This window comes from Dyadobacter endophyticus (assembly GCF_014641595.1).
Lineage (GTDB): Bacteria > Bacteroidota > Bacteroidia > Cytophagales > Spirosomataceae > Dyadobacter > Dyadobacter endophyticus.
Genome location: NZ_BMIA01000001.1, coordinates 1,084,790 through 1,104,653 on the forward strand (window position 1 = coordinate 1,084,790; position 19,864 = coordinate 1,104,653).

Genomic DNA, 19,864 nt, shown 5'->3' on the forward strand with positions numbered 1-19,864 from the left:
ATGAAAAACATACTCAAAAACACTCCTATGAAGCCCGCAAATACCCTGCTGTTCCGGCTGATCTGCGTGGCATTGCCCATGACGGGCCTTATGACCTCATGCGACGAAAAGGAACTGCTGAACCCGGTGCCTAACATTGCCTTGCAGGACGCCTACATTTTCGACACGCCCGCCCGTGTGCTGGGGCAGGTGAATGGTTTGTATGGTGCAATGAAAATCGGTAGCCTGTATGGCGGGCGTTACCTCATGCTCGCCGATATCCGTGGCGAGGAGTTCATCAACCGCACGCAGAATGTATTTACCGGCTACGACGCGTGGAGCCACACCGTAACGTCGGGCTCGAACGACGCTTCTTCCGCCTGGGGAACTTCGTATACGGCCATCAATTCGGCCAACTTGCTGATCGACGGCCTGCCGAAGCATCCCGACGTTGTGGATGCGGCCACAGCCGCGCAGTATGTGGCAGAGGCGAAATTTGTGCGTGCATTTTGCTATTTCGGGCTTATTACCCGTTATGCCCAGCCATTTGTGAAGGACAAAGGAGCTTCTCCCGGCATTCCACTGCGCTTGCAGGGCGAAAGTACGCCGGCCAACAACGACCTCGCCCGCAGCACGGTGGCGGAGGTGTATGCACAAATCCTGAAAGACCTCGACGAGGCCGAAGCCGGATTGCCCGTCAACTATTCGACAGCCTTGCTGAATACCACCCGCGCCCATAAAAATACGGCTATTGCCATGAAAACGAGGGTGTATCTGACCATGGGCGACTATGCTAAAACGGTCACGGAAGCGAAGAAGATTGTTTCCGATGCAACGCCGTTCAGTGCCCCGACGGGCGTGAAACACCAGTTGCAACAGAATATTACCACCGTGTTTTTTACGGATTACACGACCACCGAGTCGATCTTCTCGATGCCGATGACCGCCCTGAACCTGGTAAGCGGCCAGAATTCGCTCGCCTACGAGTATAACCTCAATTTGGAATACAACCTCAACCCGACCGGCATTTTAGGAGAACCGACCTGGCCGGCTACCGACGTCCGGAAATCCGCATTCACGCGGGTAGCGGGCGGGCTTACGTATTTGAAAAAATACAACCAAACCAACCCGACCATTGATTACGTGCCGTTGCTCCGCTATTCGGAGGTGCTGCTGAACTATGCCGAGGCCCTCGCCAAAACCGGCGACTTGGCCAAATCGGCAGAACTGCTGAAAGCCGTACGCTTGCGCTCGGATGCTACCTATGCATTCCCGGCGGCCGATATTGCCACGGCCGAGGCATTGGTGAAAACGATCTGGATCGAACGACGCATCGAGTTTCTGGGAGAAGGCCTGCGTTCGAACGATCTCCTGCGGAATATGCTCACGATCCCGGCCAAAGGCAGCGGAGGGCTGTCGGCGCCGGCCATCGCCCCCGCCCAGCCCGAGTACATTTTCCCGATCCCGAATGCAGAACTGTCAACTAACAAACTGATCTAGGTATGAGAAAATATAGATTCAAGTGGCTGGCGGTGCTAGCCCTGCTCCCCGGCCTCGCGAGCGCGCAGGTGAAACTCACTCCCGCGAAAGTCGACGCGCTCAAAACCGAGCTGGCGAAGGACATCGACGGCCAGAAGAAGTTTACGCAGGAAATGGTCGATATGATTTTCAGCTTCGGCGAGCTGGGTTTTCAGGAAGTGGAAACCTCCAAGTACCTGACGGATATTCTCCAAAAGAACGGATTTACAGTCGAAAAAGGCATCTCAGGCATTCCTACCGCCTGGACAGCCAAGTGGGGCTCAGGAAAACCGGTGATCGCCGTTGGTAGCGACATCGATTGCATTCCAAAGGCATCGCAAAAGCCGGGCGTTGCCTATCACGACCCGATCATCGAAGGCGCCCCCGGTCACGGTGAAGGCCATAACTCCGGCCAGCCGCTGAATGTGACGGCCGTCCTGGCATTGAAAAAGATCATGGAGCGCGAGAAGATACCGGGCACGATTATGCTCTGGCCGGGTGTGGCGGAGGAACAGCTCGCTACCAAGGCCTATTTTGTCCGTGATGGCTATTTCAAAGATGTGGACGCCTGTATTTTCACCCACGTAAGCAGCAACCTGGGCACTTCGTACGGCGATGGCGGCGGTAATGGCATGATCTCCGTCCGTTTCGATTTCGAAGGCCAGGCCTCGCACGCTGGCGGCGCGCCCTGGCGCGGAAAGAGCGCATTGGACGCCGTGGAGCTGATGAATATCGGTTGGAACTATCACCGCGAGCACATGGAAACCACCCAGCGTTCGCATTATGTGATCACCGACGGTGGCGACCAGCCCAATGTGGTACCTTCCAAAGCGTCGGTGTGGTACTACTTCCGTGAGCGCAGCTATCCGAAGATCACGCAGATGCATAAAGACGGCATCCGCATTGCCGAAGCGGCCGCAAAAATGACCGAGACGAAAATGTCATACGAAGTACTCGGTAGCGCCTGGCCGGGGCATATGAACCAGCCCATTGCCGAAGCGATGTATGAGAATATCAAGGGCGTTGGCCTGCCACAATGGAGCGAGGAAGATCAAAAACTGGCACGCGCATTACAGAAAGAAGTGGGAAGCCCTGCTACCGGTTTTGGAGGCGAGCCCGCAAACGACGGCCTGAGCACTTCGCTGAGCCAGTTGAGAAAACCGATGGCAACGGCGTCATCGGGAGGAGGAGGGTCGGATGATATTGCGGACATTTCCTGGAATTTGCCGACAATTGTCCTGGGGTATCCGGCCAATATTCCCGGGTTGCCCGGTCATCACTGGGCCAACGCCATTGCCATGGCGACGCCTATTGCGCACAAAGGCGTTACCGCCGGGGCAAAAGCGGAGGCGATGACGCTCCTCGATCTGTTTGTAAAACCCGAAATCCTGACCAATGCCTGGAAGTATTTCAATGAGGTACAAACCAAGGATACCAAATACACGGCCCTCATCTCCAAAACCGATAAACCGGCTGTTCACCTTAACCAGAAGATCATGGAGCAGTACCGCCCGGAAATGAAGAAATTTTATTACGATCCCGCCAAATATCCGACCTATCTCGAACAGTTAGGTATTAAATACCCGACGGTCCGCGCGTTGGTACCCGGCGATGGAAAGAGTTCAGGGACAGGGAAATAGGCTGATATATAAACAATTCTAAATATGCTCTCAAAAACAGATGGTTTGTTCAGAAAAATGCGGCATTGGGGAGTGAGCTGTACGGCAGGCGTGATGATGGCTTTGCCGGTGAAAACAATGGCGCAGGTAAAAATGAGCCCCGCGAAAATCGACGCGCTCAAAACCGAGCTGGTGAAGGAGATCGACAGTCAGCAGAAGTTTACGCAGGAAATGGTGGACATGGTGTTTAGCTTCGGCGAGCTGGGCTTCCAGGAGGTCGAAACATCGAAATACCTGACGGATATCTTAAAGAAAAACGGTTTTACCATCGAGCAGGGCATTGCCGGTATTCCTACCGCCTGGACAGCAAAATGGGGCTCCGGGAAGCCGTTAATCGCCGTAGGCAGTGATATCGATTGTATCCCAAAAGCCTCCCAGAAGCCCGGTGTGGCTTACCACGATCCGATTATCGAAGGTGCACCCGGCCACGGCGAGGGACATAACTCCGGCCAGCCGCTGAACATTACCGCAGTGCTGGCATTGAAAAAAATTATGGAGCGTGAAAAAATACCGGGTACAATTATGCTTTGGCCTGGTGTCGCAGAAGAACAGCTTGGTACCAAGGCCTATTATGTGCGCGATGGTTTTTTCAAAAACGTGGACGCCTGCATTTTTACCCACGTGGCCAATAACCTCTCCGTTTCGTATGGCGACGGTGGGAACAACGGCATGGTATCGGTTCAGTTTAACTTCGAGGGACAGGCATCTCATGCGGGCGCGGCGCCCTGGCGTGGGAAAAGCGCGCTCGACGCAGTGGAGCTGATGAATATCGGCTGGAACTTCCACCGCGAGCATATGGAAACCACCCAGCGGTCGCATTACGTGATCAAGGACGGCGGCGACCAGCCTAATGTAGTACCTTCCAAGGCATCGGTATGGTACTATTTCCGCGAGCGGACTTACCCGAAAATCACCCAGATGTTTAAAGACGGTATCCGCATCGCCGAGGGCGCGGCGCAGATGACCGAAACCAAAATGACCTACGAAGTGCTGGGCAGTGCGTGGCCTGGGCATTTCAACCAGGCTATTGCCGAGACGATGTATGAAAATATCAAACGCGTAGGGTTGCCCAAATGGTCGGAAGACGACCAGATACTCGCCAAAGCGGCCCAGAAGGAAATGCAAAACCCGGAAGGCGGCGCGCTCGAAACCAATGGGCTGGCCACGACTTTGAGCCAGTTGTCCAAACCTTCGGCCACGCCTAATACCGGCGGCGGCGGTTCGGACGACATTGCCGACATTTCCTGGAACCTGCCCACTGTGGTACTACGCTATCCGGCCAACATCCCCGGCCTTCCCGGCCACCATTGGGCAAATGCGATCGCGATGGCGACGCCCATTGCACACAAAGGCGTTACCGCTGGCGCCAAGGTGGAGGCTATGACGTTGCTCGACCTGCTGGTGAAACCCGAAGTGCTACGCAATGCCTGGGAATATTTCAATAATGTCCAGACCAAAGACGTCAAATACAAAGCCCTCATTTCCGACACAGATAAGCCGGCGATCCACCTGAACGAAAAGATCATGTCGGAGTACCGGCCGGAGATGAAGAAGTATTATTACGATCCGACGAAGTATACGACGTATTTGGAACAGCTGGGGATCAAATATCCCACGGTGCGGGAAGCGGCAGGGGAGGGGAAGTAGCGGGGCGTTTATGTCGGGCATAATCAGTTGTTGTCATGCGTGGTTGGCGATGGCAATAACTGACTAAATCAGACAACGCCTGACCCTATCTGACAACAACTGACCAAACCTGATAAATCAATGCTGCAAACATCCCTTTTGACCAAAACCTTCGCGAATGGCACCACACTGCACTTTCCTGACTGGAACGTCGGTAAAGGCGAGCAATGGCTCTTGCTGGGCGAGTCGGGAAGTGGAAAAACGACTTTGCTGCATATGCTCGGTGGGTTGCTGCGGCCTTTGTCGGGGTGCGTGCTGGCGAATGGGACGGATTTGTATGCGCTTTCTGCCCGGGAGTTGGACCGGTTTCGAGGGAAACACATTGGTATTGTTTTCCAGCAACCGCATTTGATCCGCAGCATGACGGTGGAGGAAAACCTGCAACTGGCGCAAAGTTTTACCGGCGCGACGAAAGACCCGCTTCGAATCCGGGAGGTGCTGGATGCATTGGATATGGGCTACAAAAGGCGCAGCTATCCGCCGGAATTGAGCCACGGACAAGCGCAGCGTGTGGGCATCGCACGGGCGCTCGTGAACCGGCCGGCATTGTTGCTGGCCGATGAGCCTACCAGCAGTCTCGATAACCGCAACGCAGATGCCGTGATCCGCTTGCTATCGGACCTGGCCGGGTCGCAGGGTTCTACGCTCATTATTTCCACCCACGACGACCGGGTTAAGGAGGCTTTTTTCAAAGATTTTATGTTTGAACTTTCGCATGAACGCATTTCAGATCAGTTGGAAAAATCTTAAAGCCAACCCGCTGACGCTCGCATTGAACCTGCTGCTGATCGCATTCGGAACGGGCATACTCGCGATGCTCCTTGTCGGCATGGGACAGGTAGCCGACCGGCTGCGCAACAATGCGAAAGGCGTGGATCTCGTGGTGGGTGCCAAAGGCAGCCCGCTGCAACTGATATTGAGCAGCATTTACTTTATTGATTTTCCAACGGGGAATATCAGTGAACAAGAGGCACGTTCGCTGGTGGCTAACCCGATGGTTAAAAAAGCAGTGCCGCTTGCATTGGGTGATAACTATGCCGGTTTCCGCATTGTCGGGACCGACACGGGTTACGCAACCTTGCAAGGTCTGGAATTAGCCGCGGGCCGTTTCTGGGCCAAAGAGTTTGAAATCGTCATCGGGGAGCAGGTGGCGCGGGCGCAGCATTTGAAACCCGGCGACCGCATTTACGGCTCGCACGGACTTTCGTCGGATCAGGATATTCACGAGGACCATCCTTACATTGTTACCGGGATTTTGAAAATGAGGGGAAATGTGGCTGATAACCTGGTGCTCACCAGCCTGGAAAGCATCTGGGCGATGCATGGCGCGGACGGAAAACGCGAAGTCACGTCCATGCTTTTGCAATACCGGTCGAGGATGGCGATGGTGGCATTGCCGGCGATGATCAACCGCTCCACGAACATGCAGGCCGCCGCTCCGGCGAAGGAAAGTGCGCGGCTCTTCGCATTGATCGGCGTTGGTGTGGATGCGGTACGCTATTTTGCGGTCGCATTGATGTTGTTGGCCGGGGTGAGCGTTTTTGTAAGCCTTTACAACTCCCTCCGCGAGCGGGTGTACGACCTCGCGGTTATGCGCGTGATGGGTGCGTCGCGCGGGGCGATTTTTACAATGATTTTGCTGGAAGGCACGGTGCTGACCACATTAGGATCGATTGCCGGAATGCTGCTCGGCCACAGTGCGCTGCATGCGATGGGATATTGGCAGGGGTCGCCGCAGACGCGGCTGGACGGCCTGATGTTTTTGCCCGAAGAGGGCTGGCTGCTCATAGCAGGGCTGTGCATCGGATTAGTGGCGGCATTGCTGCCTGCCATACGGGCCTACCGGACCGATATTTCTGAAACCATGTCGAAAATTTGAAATGATTATTACCAAAAAATGGCTGTTGTTGATTTTCTTGCTGTCGGGATACGCCGGTATGGCCCAGCCGCCGGCGCATATCCCGCTGATGAACGACACCTGGAAGCTCATCGCGCAACGTACCTACAAGAAGAACGCCGAATTTAAGATGGTCCCCGCGTTTCCCGCCCGGCTGGAAGCGTTGCAGAATAAGGCCGTCGAATTGCCCGGCTACATGATCCCGATCAATGCCGACCTTAATCACAGGGAGTTTATGCTCGCCGTGGTACCGATGGACCAATGCCCTTATTGCGGGCAGGGCGACATTCCGTCGATGGTGGAAGTCAAAATGATGAGGGAAGTTGGGTATACCGACAAGCCGGTGAGGATCAGGGGTAAACTGATGCTGAACAAAACCGGCGATTACCGTTCGGAAGTATTCCTGCTTCAAGCGGAGCAGGTGAAATAGTATTCAAATCATTCATCCATAACCCGATTCCTATGAAGTCGAGATTTTATGCATTGGCTGTTCTGTTGGCGGCTGGTACCCTCAGTTTTGCACAAAACCCCGGCGCGGCACCAGGGGCCAGGGCCACGACCCCCGGGGCGGCGGCCCCCGCCACGAGTATTGCTTCCGCCACACAGGGCATGAAGAAGTACGAGGGCTTTTTCAATTTTTATTATGATGAAAAAACAGGCAAGGTGCTGCTCGAAGTAGATAAGCTCGACAAAGATTTTCTCTATTTCGCGTCACTTTCGGAAGGTGTCGGCAATGGTGGCCCCGAGCGTGGGCAGGCGTCATCGGCGCTGGCGAAATTCATCAAAGTAGGTCCGAAAGTACTGCTCGTGGAGCCGGTGACCAACTACCGGGCCATCACGCAGAATGCCGACGAGCAAAAAGCCGTTGATAATGCATTTGCCAAATCGGTAATCTGGGGCTTCGCACCGGTGGCCGTAGAGGGCGAAAAACTGCTGATCGACCTCACCCCATTTATAATCCGCGACAGCCAGAACATCGCCGCGCGCCTGGGTGTGCGCCGTGTGAGCGGACCTGTGAGCGTAGCGCAGCCCTCGGGCGGTGGCGGAACTTACCGGCTTGACGAATCACGCTCGGTAGTGTACCTCGAAAACACAAAAAATTTCCCTAAAAACACCGAGTTCGAAGCGATGGTCACTTTCATCGGAGGCTCACCGAACGTGAACCGCTTTGGAGGCGGTGGTAGTAGCCTCGCACCTGATCCGAGCGCGGTGACGATCAATATGCACCAGTCGTTTGTAGAATTGCCGGATGGTAACTACAAGCCGCGGCGTTTCGACCCGAGGTCGGCATTCGGGATGTTCAGCTACATGGATTTCTCGGCGCCAATGACCGAGCCGATCACGAAGCGGTTTATCCGCAGGCACCGTTTGGAGAAGAAAAACCCGGGTAGCGCGCCCAGCGAAGCCGTGGAGCCGATTGTGTACTACATCGACCGCGGTGCCCCCGAGCCGGTGAAAGCCGCATTGATCGAAGGAGGGGCGTACTGGAATGAGGCATTCGAGGCCGCAGGTTATAAGAATGCATTCCAGGTCAAGGAGTTACCCGCCGGTGCCGATCCGATGGATATCCGGTATAATGTCGTGAACTGGATCAATCGCACCGGTGCGCCGCGTGGGTTTTCCTCAGGCGCCTCGTATATCGATCCGCGGACCGGTGAAATCATCAAAGGCGTGGTAACCCTCGGCTCCGACCGGCACCGGCAGGATTACCTCATTGCGGAAGGTCTTTTGCAGCCTTATGAAGATGGTAAAAAGACCACCAACGCCATGCAGGAGCTTGCATTGGCGCGCGTGAGGCAGCTTTCGGCCCACGAAATAGGCCATACGCTTGGTTTTAACCACAATTTTGCCGCCAGCCCGAAAGACCGTGGCTCGGTAATGGATTATCCGTTTCCGAGATTTTCCCTGAAAGCGGATGGAACAGTCGACGTTTCGGATTCCTATGCAAAAGGCATCGGCGCCTGGGACAAGCGCGCAGTGATGTGGGGCTACACCGAGTTTCCGAAAGCAGCAGATGAGGAAGCGGGTCTTGAAAAAATCATGCAGGAAACGCTCAAACAGGGCTTTTTGTACATCCCCGACATTGGCGGCAATGCTCACCCGACGTCGCACCAGTGGGACGACGGCGCCAACCCTATCGACCAGATGACCAACATTATGAAGGTCCGCAGGAAGGTACTTGATAATTTCTCTGAAAAAGCCATCCAAAAAGGCGAACCGATGGCTACGATCGAGGAAGTGCTGGTGCCGATCTATTTGCTGCATCGCTATCAGGTGGAAGCCGTGGCAAAATCGGTGGGTGGCTTGTATTTTACCCACGCCGTGAAGAACGACGGCCAGGTAACCACGCGCATGGTGGAACCAAAGGAGCAATGGCGCGCGCTGGAATCACTTTTGAGCACCATTACACCGGAAGCATTGGCATTACCGGAAGCGTTGATCAGCAAAATTCCGCCTCGTCCGAGCGGCTATCCGGCCAGCCTCGAAACTTTCACCGGCCACACCGGCCCGACATTCGATCCCATTGCGGCTGCCGAAACCGCGGCAGGCACCACGATATCCTACCTGCTCAATCCCGAACGCGCTGCGCGCCTGATCGAATATAATGCGCGTGACCCGAAGCAGCCCGGACTAATGCCGGTGATTGATAAGCTGTTGGAAAAAACCTGGAAATCGTCTCCGGTGGACGGCTACAAGGGCGAACTGCAAACCCTGGTCAATAACCTTTCGCTGAAATATCTCCTGATGCTTGCTGCCGATCCCCAAGCGCCTGAAAACGTGCGTGGCGAAGCATTGTTGAAAGTAGGCGAGCTAAGCGAGTGGCTGAAAGGGCAGCTCGTCGCAGCTGCTCCGAAACAAAAGGCCAATATGCTGTTCGCATTGTCGCGGATCGACGAGTTCGGCAAGAACCCGGTCAAGTTCGAGCCAGGCTCGGTGCTCGACATGCCTCCGGGCGCGCCGATTATGGGGCATATTGATTTCATGGGCTGTTCGCAGACGCATTCGGCGGACCATATTTCCGAATAGGGGTTATAGGTAGCAAATGCAGGATTTACTTCATCGCCTGCTTTTCAGATAGTACTCCAGAATTAAGTGCTTGCAAACCTAGCTATGAGCCGAAGGCAAATAGCAGGGGTCCATGGGTCTTGCCACAGTCAGCTCCCTCCGGTATGCCGCATTTTGCGGCATACCGGAGGGAGCTGACTGTTTAGGAAACAGCGGCTGTTATTCAACAAACTTCTTCAATATTATAGTGTTGTGTCTCTAACTTGTAGTAAATAAAGCTGAACATCACTTTTATTTCTAAATCTCACATAGTCATGACCATAGAACAAATTGCCATTCGTTTGGCGGATTATTGCCGCAAAGAACAATTCACCCAAGCACTCGAAGCGCTGTACGCGGACAATGCAGTGAGCATCGAGCCTTTTGAATTTCCTGGTTTTGAAAAGGAAACCAAAGGGCTGAATGCCATGCTGGAAAAGGATAAGAAATTTAGTGCTCTGGTGGAGTCCCGGCACGGTACTACCGTTTCGGAGCCACTAATCGCCGGGAATTCGTTTTGCTTTGTCCTAATGATGGACATGAAAATGAAAGGTAGGAACCGCGAGAAGTTAACCGAACTCTGCGTGTACACCGTGGCGAATGAAAAGATTGTTTCTGAGCAGTTCTTCATGTAGTTTACCTTCGCTGAACTCCTGCAGGACGTTTGGAAGTGCGTCGGCAAGATAGCGTAAGCGTAGAAGAACGGAAAATCCGGTTGATACCTTAAAACCAGAAAAAATGAATTCGCAGGATAAAGTATTACACTGCTACAACCAAGTAGCGGACGATTATGCCGCCGAGCGTTGGGATGAGCTGTCCAGAAAACAGATCGACCGCTTGCTGTTGAGGGAATTTGCCGTTGTGAATAAAGACAAGGGGCCATGTGCCGATTTTGGCTGCGGTCCAGGACAAACAACCAAATTCCTTTACGACAGCGGCTTAAAAAACATCGTCGGCATTGACCTATCCCCGGGCATGGTCCGTGCGGCGCAAAGGCTTTCCCCGGAGATTAAGTTTGAAACCGGAGACTTGTTGAATATCGCCTATCCGTCCGGACACTTCGGAAGTGTACTGGCCTTCTACGCAATAGTACATTTCACTACTGAGCAGATCAGGAAGTGTTTCGAAGAAATAAACAGGGTGTTGAAAAGGGGAGGGGATTTCTTGTTTTCCTTTCACGTAGGGAATGAAGTGGTTCATTTTGACAAAGCTCATGACAAAGAAATAGACGTCGATTTGTTCTTCTTCAAAACGGATGACATTATAGAGTTGCTTTCTGAAACAGGTTTTAATATTGTCGACGCCATCGAGAGGCGCCCGAATGCAGCTATGGAATACCCAACCAGGCGGGGGTATATCTGGGCCGAGAAAAAGTAAGAAGCCGTTCAATCCCGAATGCCCAATGCTTCATTATAGTAAGTTCTCATAAACGCACCTTCCATTCGGCGTTGAAAAATTCTTTCGTAAAAATTTGCGTAACTCAGAAGTTACGTTTAAGTTTGCGTAACTTCAAAGTTACCCATCATGACAAAACTTATCAAACATCAGTTCTCTTTTCCCCATCCTGTTGAAACCGTTTGGGAGTATCTTACAAATTCGGACCTGCTGGCTGCATGGTTGATGAAAAACGATTTCAAGCCGGTAATCGGGCACGAGTTCCAGTTCAGAACCGGGCCGGTCGCTTCCTTGAACTTCGACGGGATTTTTTACTGCAAAGTGTTGGAGATTATTCCATTTAAACACTTGTCCTATTCATGGAACTGCGGACCGGGCGACGGAGAAATAGCCCTGGAATCCGTTGTGAACTGGGACCTTGAACGAACCGAAAATGGTACCACGCTGCATCTGGAGCATACGGGCTTTGCTAAAAAAGAGAACCTGGAGATGTACAACGGGCTACTGCTTGGCTGGGTGGAAAAACTTCAAAAGATCGCAAACCTTCTAAACGCATAAAATCATGGCGATACCAACCCTTGATGTATTCCAGGTAATTGGTGACCCCAGCAGACGAAAAATGCTGATGCTGCTGTTTGCCGGCAGCATGACGATCAATAACCTGGCCGACAATTTCGATATGAGCCGGCCGGCAGTGTCCAAGCATGTCAAAATACTGGAAACAGCGGGATTTATTTCGATCACGGATGTAGGCCGCGAACGGTACTGCTCCCTTAAAAAGGACGGATTTGATGAAATGAAAGCCTGGATATCCTACTTCGACAAATTCTGGTTAAGCAAACTGCAAAAATTGGAAGATCTGTTAAATAACAAATCTTTATTCGATGAGCCGGAAAAGTAAATGCTAATGATCAACTATTAAAAACAAACAAAATGAAAACATCCGATTTTACGGTTACTCTGCTGGTCGACCAGAGTCCCAAAGAAGTGATTGAGGCCGTTAGTAACCCCCAGGATTGGTGGTCAGGAGAAGTGACCGGCAGCGCATTGCAACTCAACGACGAGTTTTCCTACCGCTATAAGGACCTGCACTATTCCCGCCAAAGAGTAGTGGAGCTGGTCCCCGAACGGAAGGTCGTTTGGATGGTAACCGAAAGCGAGCTATTCTACGTAGAAGACAGGCATGAGTGGACAGGTACGAGCATCAGCTTCGAGGTGACCCCTCAGGACAACAAAACCGAGATCCGGTTCTCTCATTTGGGCCTGACCCCGGCGGTAGAATGCTTCGATTCCTGCTCAACTACATGGAGCCGGTTGATCAAAGAGAGCTTACATAGCTTAATAACAACCGGTAGGGGACAGCAGCTCGTTTTGGCTTAGTCTCCCTCATTTCCCGACAAGATATTCAACTTTTATTAACCCAAGCTGGCCAGGTCACAGAGAATCAGGCCGACCATCTTACTTATCCTTATGCCATGTCCAGAGATTTGAATGCCTCACTTTCGGTAGCTCAGTCTGCCCAAAATGTTTTCAACGCAGTAAACAATGTCCGTGGCTGGTGGTCCGAGCGGATCGAGGGCGTGACGGACCAGATTGATCAGGAATTTACCTACCAGCGAAAAGAGCTCCACAAATGCACCATGAAAATTGTCGAACACGTCCCCGACAGAAAGGTGGTTTGGCTTGTACTCGACAACTACTTTAGCTTTACTCAGGATCAATCAGAATGGATCGGAACCCGGGTTGAATTCGAGATATCCGAAAGTGGTGGAAAGACCGATCTCAACTTTACCCATCACGGTCTGGGACCAGAACATGAGTGCTACAACATCTGTTTCGACGCGTGGACATTCTACATTACTGAAAGCCTGAGAGACCTGATTACGAAAGGGGTTGGTCAACCCAACCCGCTTGTTGAATAGTGCTTAAAAATCAGCACATCATGAGCATAGGCATTATCTGATCCGTCGAAATGGGATTGTGCTTAACTTTCGCACTGAGCAAATTGAAGCATCACGTTATATACGAGCCACTTAAAGGTTATACCGCGCCGTAACGAGGAAGTTTCTGGTCGCCCCTGGCGAAAACTGGTTAGCGAAAATCGCATTGGCAAAGTATCTCTCGTTGAAGACGTTATTCACGTTCAGCCGCACGCCCATACGCCCTATGCGGTAACCCAACGCTGCATCAAAAACGGTGTAGGCTGGTAGCACGTAGCTATTGGAGCTGTTGGTGAAGGTTTCGTCCATGTAATTGGTACCTGCACTCATGCTAAGCCCTTTCACCACACCGTTTTGTACTTCGTAGTTTATCCATGCATTCACCAGGTTCTTTGGCGCGAATGCGACCGCTTTGCCCGCTACCGCGTTGGTTTCGCCGGATGAAAAAGGAAGGATTTTTGCATTTGAGAACGTGTAGCCAGCCGTCACATCTAGTCCCGGCAGCAGGTTGCCATTCACTTCCAGTTCAAAACCTTTGGATTCAGCCGAGCCAACGCGCTTATAAATGCCCCAGGGAAGAGCTTCGAGCTGGTTGTTTTTGCGCATGTAGTACAATGACAGATTCGCAGCCCATTTGCCCGAAAGCTCGAACCTGCTGCCGACCTCACCCTGATAACCGGTTTCCGGGTCGAATGTCTCACCGTTTGGAGCTATCCGGCGTGAAGGTTTGAAATAGGTCGAAAATGAACCGTACACCGACAGCGGGTCAATGGGCTGATAAACCAGACCTAACCGGTAAGTCACTGCCGATTTTGAAATAGTGGATTCCGCGCCGTGCTCGGTTACGTTGCGGTTGTCGTCTACCTTGTCGGTGTAATAGGTGCCATTGAACATGTCGTAGCGCAGGCCGGCAAGTCCTTTCAGTTTATCAGAAAAACGAATGAAATCCTGCACATAAATACCGTGCACATTCTCCATCGTCGCGCGGTAGTTCAGATCGTTGTGCGTTAGGTAGCCGTGGTTCAGGACGGGATTGTCAATGGAGATAGTCGCGTTAAGCGCCGGACCAAATACGTCTCCATTGTAAGTTTTCCGGTCCAGGACGCTGATTGAATAACCTGCCAACAGCTTATGCTCAATGGAACCGGTATTGAAATCCAAGGTCAGTTCTAACTGGTTTTGCCACGGTTTGGTAAGGTGGTTAAAGTAAAACGGATACGACCGCTGCAAGGAATCCCTACCCGAGTTAAAGCTCAGCTCTTCCGTGGAGAAATAGTTGATATTGTCGTCATAATACGAGAGCTGGTTCGAGAGACGGAGCTTACTTGTCAGTTGCCGCGTGTATTTCAACTGAAAATCATAGCGGGTGTGTTTCAGAAAATCCTGGGGATCGTTGTAGCGGGTGTTCACTTTCATGCCCGGCGCCAATTTGCTGCCTTCCAGCATCGGAATGCCCGCGTCGGTGTCGTACATGTCCTTATTGGCGCCAATGGTCAGGTAGAGCTGATCTTTATCTGTCGGAGTGTATTCCAATGCGAGGTAGCCATTGTTGGTATTCGAGCCTGAACGGCGGTATCCATCGGTGTCCGACATCCCGAAATCTACACGGTAGCGCAATTCGTCGCTGATCGCTCCGCCCGCACCCGCGCGGATGCGCCGGGTATTGAATGTACCATAGCTGGCCGAAAAGTCCGCTTTGAAACCCGCAGTCGGTCTTTTTCTCACAATATTAATAATCCCGCCCAAAGCCGAATGGCCGAACAATACCGAAGCGGGCCCTTTCAATACTTCGATCGACTCCACGTTGGCCAAATTGGTGTTTGGCGCGCTGGTAGAAATGTTGTGACGTTCGTCGCGCACGCCATCCACTAAAAGCACGAAATTAGAAAAACCCCGGATCGTGAAATGCTGGAAACCGCCGTAGGTGTTGTTGGCCCGCACGCCGGTCGTATTTTTCATGGCCTCGCCCAAATCGTCGATGCCGCGCTGCCCGATGGTTTTCGCCGATACTGTGGAAGTCGTGATCGGCATATCGCGAAGGGGAACATCGATTTTGTTAATGCCTGAATACGCCTGGCGTCTGGCAGTACTAATGACTACTTCGGAGAGCTCGTTGGTACTGGTATTGAGTTTATAATTCAATTCCAATGCTTGCCCTTCCTTGACCACGATGTTTTCTTTCTTCGCCTCATGGCCTACGCCGCTGATGAGAAGCGTGTAGCTTCCTGCCTGCACGTTTTTAATGTCAAAACGGCCGTCGGCGTTGGTTGCGGCTGCATAGGGAGTGCCTTCCAGACGGACGCTAATCCCGGCGACGGCATCGCCTTTTTCGCTTTGAATGGAGCCTCTTACACGTCCGGGAGCCGCGGCGGGAGCTAGGAGGGAAGCTAGCAACAATGCGTAGGCCAGCAGGAATGAAAATGTTGTTTTCTTAGCTCCGCCGTTAGTCCGCGAACAGCAGGGGGTAATTTTTTGCATACTTTTAACTAAATGGTTAGATGAGTTAAAAGCTCTTTGCAGCATTTTGAAGCCGCTTTCACAAACAAGCATGAGAAGGACGCGCCAAACAGGCGCCGGTTTTGTGTGTTTACAAAACCATGGGGAATAATGATCCAGACCGACCTGCTTTATTGCGCGAAAGCGTCGTCCACTGGAAAAGGCAGGTCTCCTGGCTTGTAACATTTATATCATCCTTCCCATCCGAGGCGGACAGTGGATCTGTTCGATATAAATTTTGGGTAGTTACTTACAGTTGCGCGACAGCTCGTGATTTACACACGATTCCCTATTAATTCACTGAAAAGCAAAACCTTTCCTGTTGGAAAAATAAAGTAAAGAACTTCTTTGGACCGCAAATATACGGAACGTATTGAACAATGTTACTTTCCCGGTGAAAGCCCGCGTTGCGGCAAACTTCCCCCAGTTGACTGTAAAACAAACCTGCCTCAGGTTCGTCCGTTTTCATGGTAGGCCTCGGCTCAGGTACAGCTTCGAGAGTGCATTTCTATTTTTGTATTGCAGTGATTAAATTCGTGTAATTCTTAATTTTGTGTTATGGAAAATACAAAGCGGCGCCGGGTTTCCGAATTCAATAGTAAACTGAAATTAAAGGGGTTTAATGTCTTTCAGATCGAGGAGGACGGCCAGGCGACCCGCGTGTACAGCCGGAAGGACTTTTACAAGATCTGCCTGACGACCGGCAAAAGTAAAATTCATTATTCCGACAGGAGCTTCGAAACCGACGGAACCGTGCTATTTTTCGGGAACCCGCATATTCCTTATTCCTGGGAGACGCTTTCAACCAGTTATGTGGGTTACACTTGCCTGTTTTCCGAGGAGTTTCTGATAGCCTCCGAACGCAATGACAGCCTTCAACAATCACCCTTTTTCAAGATTGGCGGCACGCCCATCCTGACTATCTCGGTACAGCAACGGGATTTCCTTAATTCGCTTTTCCAACGCATGATAGAGGAACAAAAAACCGACTACTCGTATAAGGACGACCTGATGCGGAACTACATCAACCTGATCATCCATGAGGCGTTGAAACTGCAACCGTCCGAAAATTACAACCAGCGAAAAAATGCCTCCGGCCGTATTGCGTCGGTGTTTCTTGAACTGCTGGAAAGGCAGTTTCCGATCGAAAGCGCGGACCGGCCACTTCAACTGAAGACGGCGCAGGACTATGCTGCCAACCTCAATTTGCACGTCAACTACCTCAACCGGGCGGTAAAACAGGTTACCGGCAAGCCCACCACCGCTCATATTACCGAGCGGATCGTGACGGAAGCCAAAGCGCTTTTACAGCACACCGACTGGAACATTTCCGAGATTGCCTACGCGCTGGGCTTTGAATATCCTACCTATTTCAACAATTTCTTCAAGCGAATGACGGGCACAAACCCGCGCGCGCTCCGAATCGAAGCGGTTTGAAATTCTTAATGATCAGTTTGATTGTTGTTACCTGACGGGCTGTCTGACGGGTATCTTTGTAGTAGGTTGTCGGCGTAGAAAGTCTACTATAAACAATACAAAATGGAAAGCAACAGTCAAGATATTTTTGACCGGATGCGGGCCGGAGAAGTGATCCGGAAAGACGATCCGGGCTATGACGACTTTGGACGGGCCGTCGCGCGAACCATCCGCTTATGCACGCAAATGAATGCCAATGTCACAGACACAGATCAGTTGCGTGAGTGCCTCAGCGAAATCATCGGCACCCCGGTCGACGAATCGACTACGGTATTTCCTCCGTTTTACACCAACTTCGGAAGGTTTACGACGTTGGGTAAAAATGTGTTCATCAATCATGCCTGCTCGTTTCTCGACATTGGTGGCATTATAATTGAGGACGATGTGATGATCGGCCCGCGTGTCAACATCACGTCGGAGAACCACCCGCTCGATCCATCTGATCGTAAGGCGTTAATCCCCAGGCCTGTGCGTATCAGGCGAAATGCGTGGATAGGGGCGGGGGCGACCATTCTGCCCGGCGTAACCGTCGGCGAAAACGCAGTAGTGGCGGCCGGAGCGGTGGTAAGCCGTGACGTGCCGCCTAACACCGTGGTGGCCGGCGTCCCTGCGAAAGTCGTGAAAGAACGATTGGTGTAATGTTAAAATCACAATTTTCGCATTGACCAGACGATGCCATTGTCCGTGCCGCCGGAGCCGAGATTAAGAGTGATGGAGAGGCCGTCGGCTTCATAATAGAGGTCCAGCACATCACCGGCTGTCAACGGGACATCTCCCGAAAGCACGACGGTACCAGAGCCCAGGATTGCTCTCAGCGATAGTACCAGCGCTACGTTTACATTAAGCAGGGGGAAATTGCCTGTCAACTTGTTGGTAACCCCGTTGGCCCTGAGGTTAATCTTCGGATCAACGCCCGCTCCAAGGCTCACCGAAACGGCCGCGGTAGTTGAATAATTAACAATGGCGGATACGTGGTAAATGCCGGTTTCGGGAACTGTATAAGCTCCTGTGACCACATTTAGCCCGGGGCCGGCGGCATATTCCTGGTTGAAGTCGTTGATTGATCCGGATGCGTTAATTGCTAATGCATTTTTCGTGGCAGTGAAGCCGACAGCATCTCCGCTATGCAGTGGTCTCCACACCACACCGTCAAAGTAATAAAATCCCGACGATCCGTTGGTTTGGTAAACGAGCAATCCGGTCGCGGGGCTGGCGATTCCTGTCCGTTCTGAGTCGAGCATCCGCGGGATCAACAGCCCTTTGGAAGTCGATTGAACATCAAGCTGTGCGGTGGGGGCTGGCGAGATGGTTCCAACACCCACTTGGGCATTTGCAGCAAATGTAAGCACGGCGAACAGGCCGGTCAGTAATAGTTGGTAGCTCTTTTTCATAGGGATAGGGATTGTCTGTTATAAGGAAGATTTGATAAGTTGATTGACAGTCAGCTAAATGTAAATAAATGCTGTAAAATTAATCTTATTTATTATAAAAATATTTCTACGTTCATATCGATTTAAAGTAGGGTGTGCACATAGGCGATGCTTCTTTGCATGGACCGTGGCGCTTGTGTGACTTATTACTTCTTCACTTTCAAACTGGCCGTAATTGCGGTGTCGGAACCGGTATTGCGCACCTTTTTTTTAAAAGCGCAACGCTCGCTATCTATTTGTTGTCCTGTATGTTAAAGCAAGAATCCTGTTTTTCGACAATTGATAGTACGCTCCACCTTCTTCCACCTTAAACAGTTGCGAGCCATGAAAGTAATATTGAAGAGAATGGTCATGCTTGTATTTGGTCCGCCGGTCAAATACATCATCTCCCAAATGGGACTACACAACGAGACCAATCAGAAACTGCATTCACTGGAACAAAGGATCCACGACATTTACCCTGACCAGTGGCGGGTAAATGAAAGCACCCTGCAGGAAATCGACAGGGTCAAGAAAGTACTTGGGCTGCCTGTGGACCTGAACACGGAGATTTCGAAAAACGATATGATGCTGCTGCATTTTATCAACAACGGTTTCAGCGTCGAGGCTGCTGTGCGAGCGTATGTGGTGAGAGGAGTGAGCTTGCTCGATATGGTCTGCAAAATAGCCGAAAAGCGGTGGGGAAGCGATTGGGCGCGGCAAGCTGCTCCATTTCTGGATTTTGCCTCGGGCTACGGGACTTTGGAAAGGCATTTGATCCATGTAATGGCGGCAGAGCACATTTACACGGCCGATGTCAAAAAGCACGGTGTGGATTTTCAAATCGACAAGTTTGGCGTCAATGGCATCCATTCGTCATTTATCCCGGAAGAGTTCCGGCCCGCGATCAGGTTTCAGTTCATCTTCGTTGCCTCGCTATTCAGCCATTTGCCCGAAGACCTCTTCCGCAGGTGGTTGACGCAGCTGTGGAATTGCCTCGCGCCGGGCGGCGTTCTCGCATTTACAGTTCACGATACATCGCTGCGTCATTCGGATGAAGATTTCATTTATTCGACGCAAAGTGAAGACAGTAACAGCGTCGTGGAGGACAGTATTAAAAATGCGAATGTTTACGGCACAACGTTTGTCAGTGAAAGTTACCTGGAACATTGTTTTAACGATCTGGGCCTGAGCAAGGCGAATTATACCCGTTACAAATTGGTCAGTTCCGGTTTGCAGGATCTCTACATTGTCAGTAAAGCATCGGTGGCGTTCGACAACATCCGGTTCAGTGTTTACGACTCGGAAACGATCTGATGACTTGAAGCCCTGTGGTCAGATCGT

General features: G+C 51.7%; 18 protein-coding genes and 1 riboswitch. Of the genes, 16 read left to right on the plus strand and 2 right to left on the minus strand.

The window, feature by feature from the left end; genetic code table 11:
- From IEY24_RS04520 to IEY24_RS04580, 13 genes are all read left to right on the plus strand, one after another.
- Nucleotides 1-1,479, plus strand: coding sequence for a RagB/SusD family nutrient uptake outer membrane protein (locus IEY24_RS04520; RefSeq protein WP_188929075.1), 1,479 nt, complete (start codon nt 1-3; stop codon nt 1,477-1,479).
- Between the two features lie 2 nt (nt 1,480-1,481).
- Nucleotides 1,482-3,137 (plus strand): amidohydrolase, encoded by a 1,656-nt coding sequence (locus tag IEY24_RS04525; RefSeq protein WP_188929077.1) that lies wholly within the window; start codon nt 1,482-1,484, stop codon nt 3,135-3,137.
- A gap of 93 nt (nt 3,138-3,230) precedes the next feature.
- Nucleotides 3,231-4,823 (plus strand): amidohydrolase, encoded by a 1,593-nt coding sequence (locus IEY24_RS04530; protein WP_188932136.1) that lies wholly within the window; start codon nt 3,231-3,233, stop codon nt 4,821-4,823.
- Between the two features lie 120 nt (nt 4,824-4,943).
- The gene (locus IEY24_RS04535; RefSeq protein ID WP_188929079.1) at nt 4,944-5,612 is read left to right on the plus strand and encodes an ABC transporter ATP-binding protein; all 669 of its coding nucleotides are present in this window, start codon (nt 4,944-4,946) and stop codon (nt 5,610-5,612) included.
- Entirely contained in the window at nt 5,578-6,741 is a 1,164-nt protein-coding gene (locus IEY24_RS04540; RefSeq protein ID WP_188929081.1) for an ABC transporter permease, read from the plus strand. The genes IEY24_RS04535 and IEY24_RS04540 overlap by 35 nt, the downstream gene beginning before the upstream one ends.
- Before the next feature lies 1 nt (nt 6,742).
- Nucleotides 6,743-7,189 (plus strand): hypothetical protein, encoded by a 447-nt coding sequence (locus IEY24_RS04545; protein WP_188929083.1) that lies wholly within the window; start codon nt 6,743-6,745, stop codon nt 7,187-7,189.
- Nucleotides 7,190-7,221: 32 nt separating this feature from the next.
- The gene (locus IEY24_RS04550) at nt 7,222-9,786 is read left to right on the plus strand and encodes a zinc-dependent metalloprotease (RefSeq protein WP_188929085.1); all 2,565 of its coding nucleotides are present in this window, start codon (nt 7,222-7,224) and stop codon (nt 9,784-9,786) included.
- Nucleotides 9,787-10,079: 293 nt separating this feature from the next.
- Nucleotides 10,080-10,439: a SnoaL-like domain-containing protein gene (locus IEY24_RS04555; RefSeq protein ID WP_188929087.1), complete on the plus strand. Its 360-nt coding sequence runs from the start codon at nt 10,080-10,082 to the stop codon at nt 10,437-10,439.
- Between the two features lie 103 nt (nt 10,440-10,542).
- Nucleotides 10,543-11,181: a class I SAM-dependent methyltransferase gene (locus IEY24_RS04560; RefSeq protein ID WP_188929089.1), complete on the plus strand. Its 639-nt coding sequence runs from the start codon at nt 10,543-10,545 to the stop codon at nt 11,179-11,181.
- A 147-nt stretch (nt 11,182-11,328) separates the two neighbouring features.
- A complete protein-coding gene (locus IEY24_RS04565; protein WP_188929091.1) occupies nt 11,329-11,757 on the plus strand; it encodes an SRPBCC family protein in 429 nt (142 codons plus the stop codon).
- 4 nt (nt 11,758-11,761) lie between these two features.
- Entirely contained in the window at nt 11,762-12,100 is a 339-nt protein-coding gene (locus IEY24_RS04570; RefSeq protein WP_188929094.1) for an ArsR/SmtB family transcription factor, read from the plus strand.
- Between the two features lie 32 nt (nt 12,101-12,132).
- A complete protein-coding gene (locus IEY24_RS04575) occupies nt 12,133-12,579 on the plus strand; it encodes an SRPBCC family protein (protein ID WP_188929096.1) in 447 nt (148 codons plus the stop codon).
- 95 nt (nt 12,580-12,674) lie between these two features.
- Entirely contained in the window at nt 12,675-13,121 is a 447-nt protein-coding gene (locus IEY24_RS04580; protein WP_188929098.1) for an SRPBCC domain-containing protein, read from the plus strand.
- A 111-nt stretch (nt 13,122-13,232) separates the two neighbouring features.
- Here IEY24_RS04580 and IEY24_RS04585 read toward each other — a convergent pair whose 3' ends face one another.
- Nucleotides 13,233-15,617: a TonB-dependent receptor gene (locus tag IEY24_RS04585; RefSeq protein WP_188929100.1), complete on the minus strand. Its 2,385-nt coding sequence runs from the start codon at nt 15,615-15,617 to the stop codon at nt 13,233-13,235.
- A 163-nt stretch (nt 15,618-15,780) separates the two neighbouring features.
- Nucleotides 15,781-15,968: riboswitch (cobalamin riboswitch) on the minus strand.
- Nucleotides 15,969-16,193: 225 nt separating this feature from the next.
- Here IEY24_RS04585 and IEY24_RS04590 point away from each other — a divergent pair.
- Together IEY24_RS04590 and IEY24_RS04595 are read left to right on the plus strand one after the other, a co-directional pair.
- Nucleotides 16,194-17,072, plus strand: a complete 879-nt coding sequence (locus IEY24_RS04590) for a helix-turn-helix domain-containing protein (protein ID WP_188929102.1) — start codon at nt 16,194-16,196, stop codon at nt 17,070-17,072.
- Between the two features lie 102 nt (nt 17,073-17,174).
- On the plus strand, nt 17,175-17,750 hold the full coding sequence (locus IEY24_RS04595; RefSeq protein ID WP_188929104.1) for a DapH/DapD/GlmU-related protein: 576 nt from the start codon (nt 17,175-17,177) through the stop codon (nt 17,748-17,750).
- 8 nt (nt 17,751-17,758) lie between these two features.
- On the opposite strand, the gene IEY24_RS04600 is transcribed toward IEY24_RS04595, so the two are convergent.
- The gene (locus IEY24_RS04600) at nt 17,759-18,502 is read right to left on the minus strand and encodes a phage tail-like protein (RefSeq protein ID WP_188929106.1); all 744 of its coding nucleotides are present in this window, start codon (nt 18,500-18,502) and stop codon (nt 17,759-17,761) included.
- A 363-nt stretch (nt 18,503-18,865) separates the two neighbouring features.
- On the opposite strand from IEY24_RS04600, the gene IEY24_RS04605 reads away from it, so the two are divergent.
- A complete protein-coding gene (locus IEY24_RS04605; protein ID WP_188929108.1) occupies nt 18,866-19,837 on the plus strand; it encodes a class I SAM-dependent methyltransferase in 972 nt (323 codons plus the stop codon).
- Nucleotides 19,838-19,864: the final 27 nt, after the last annotated feature.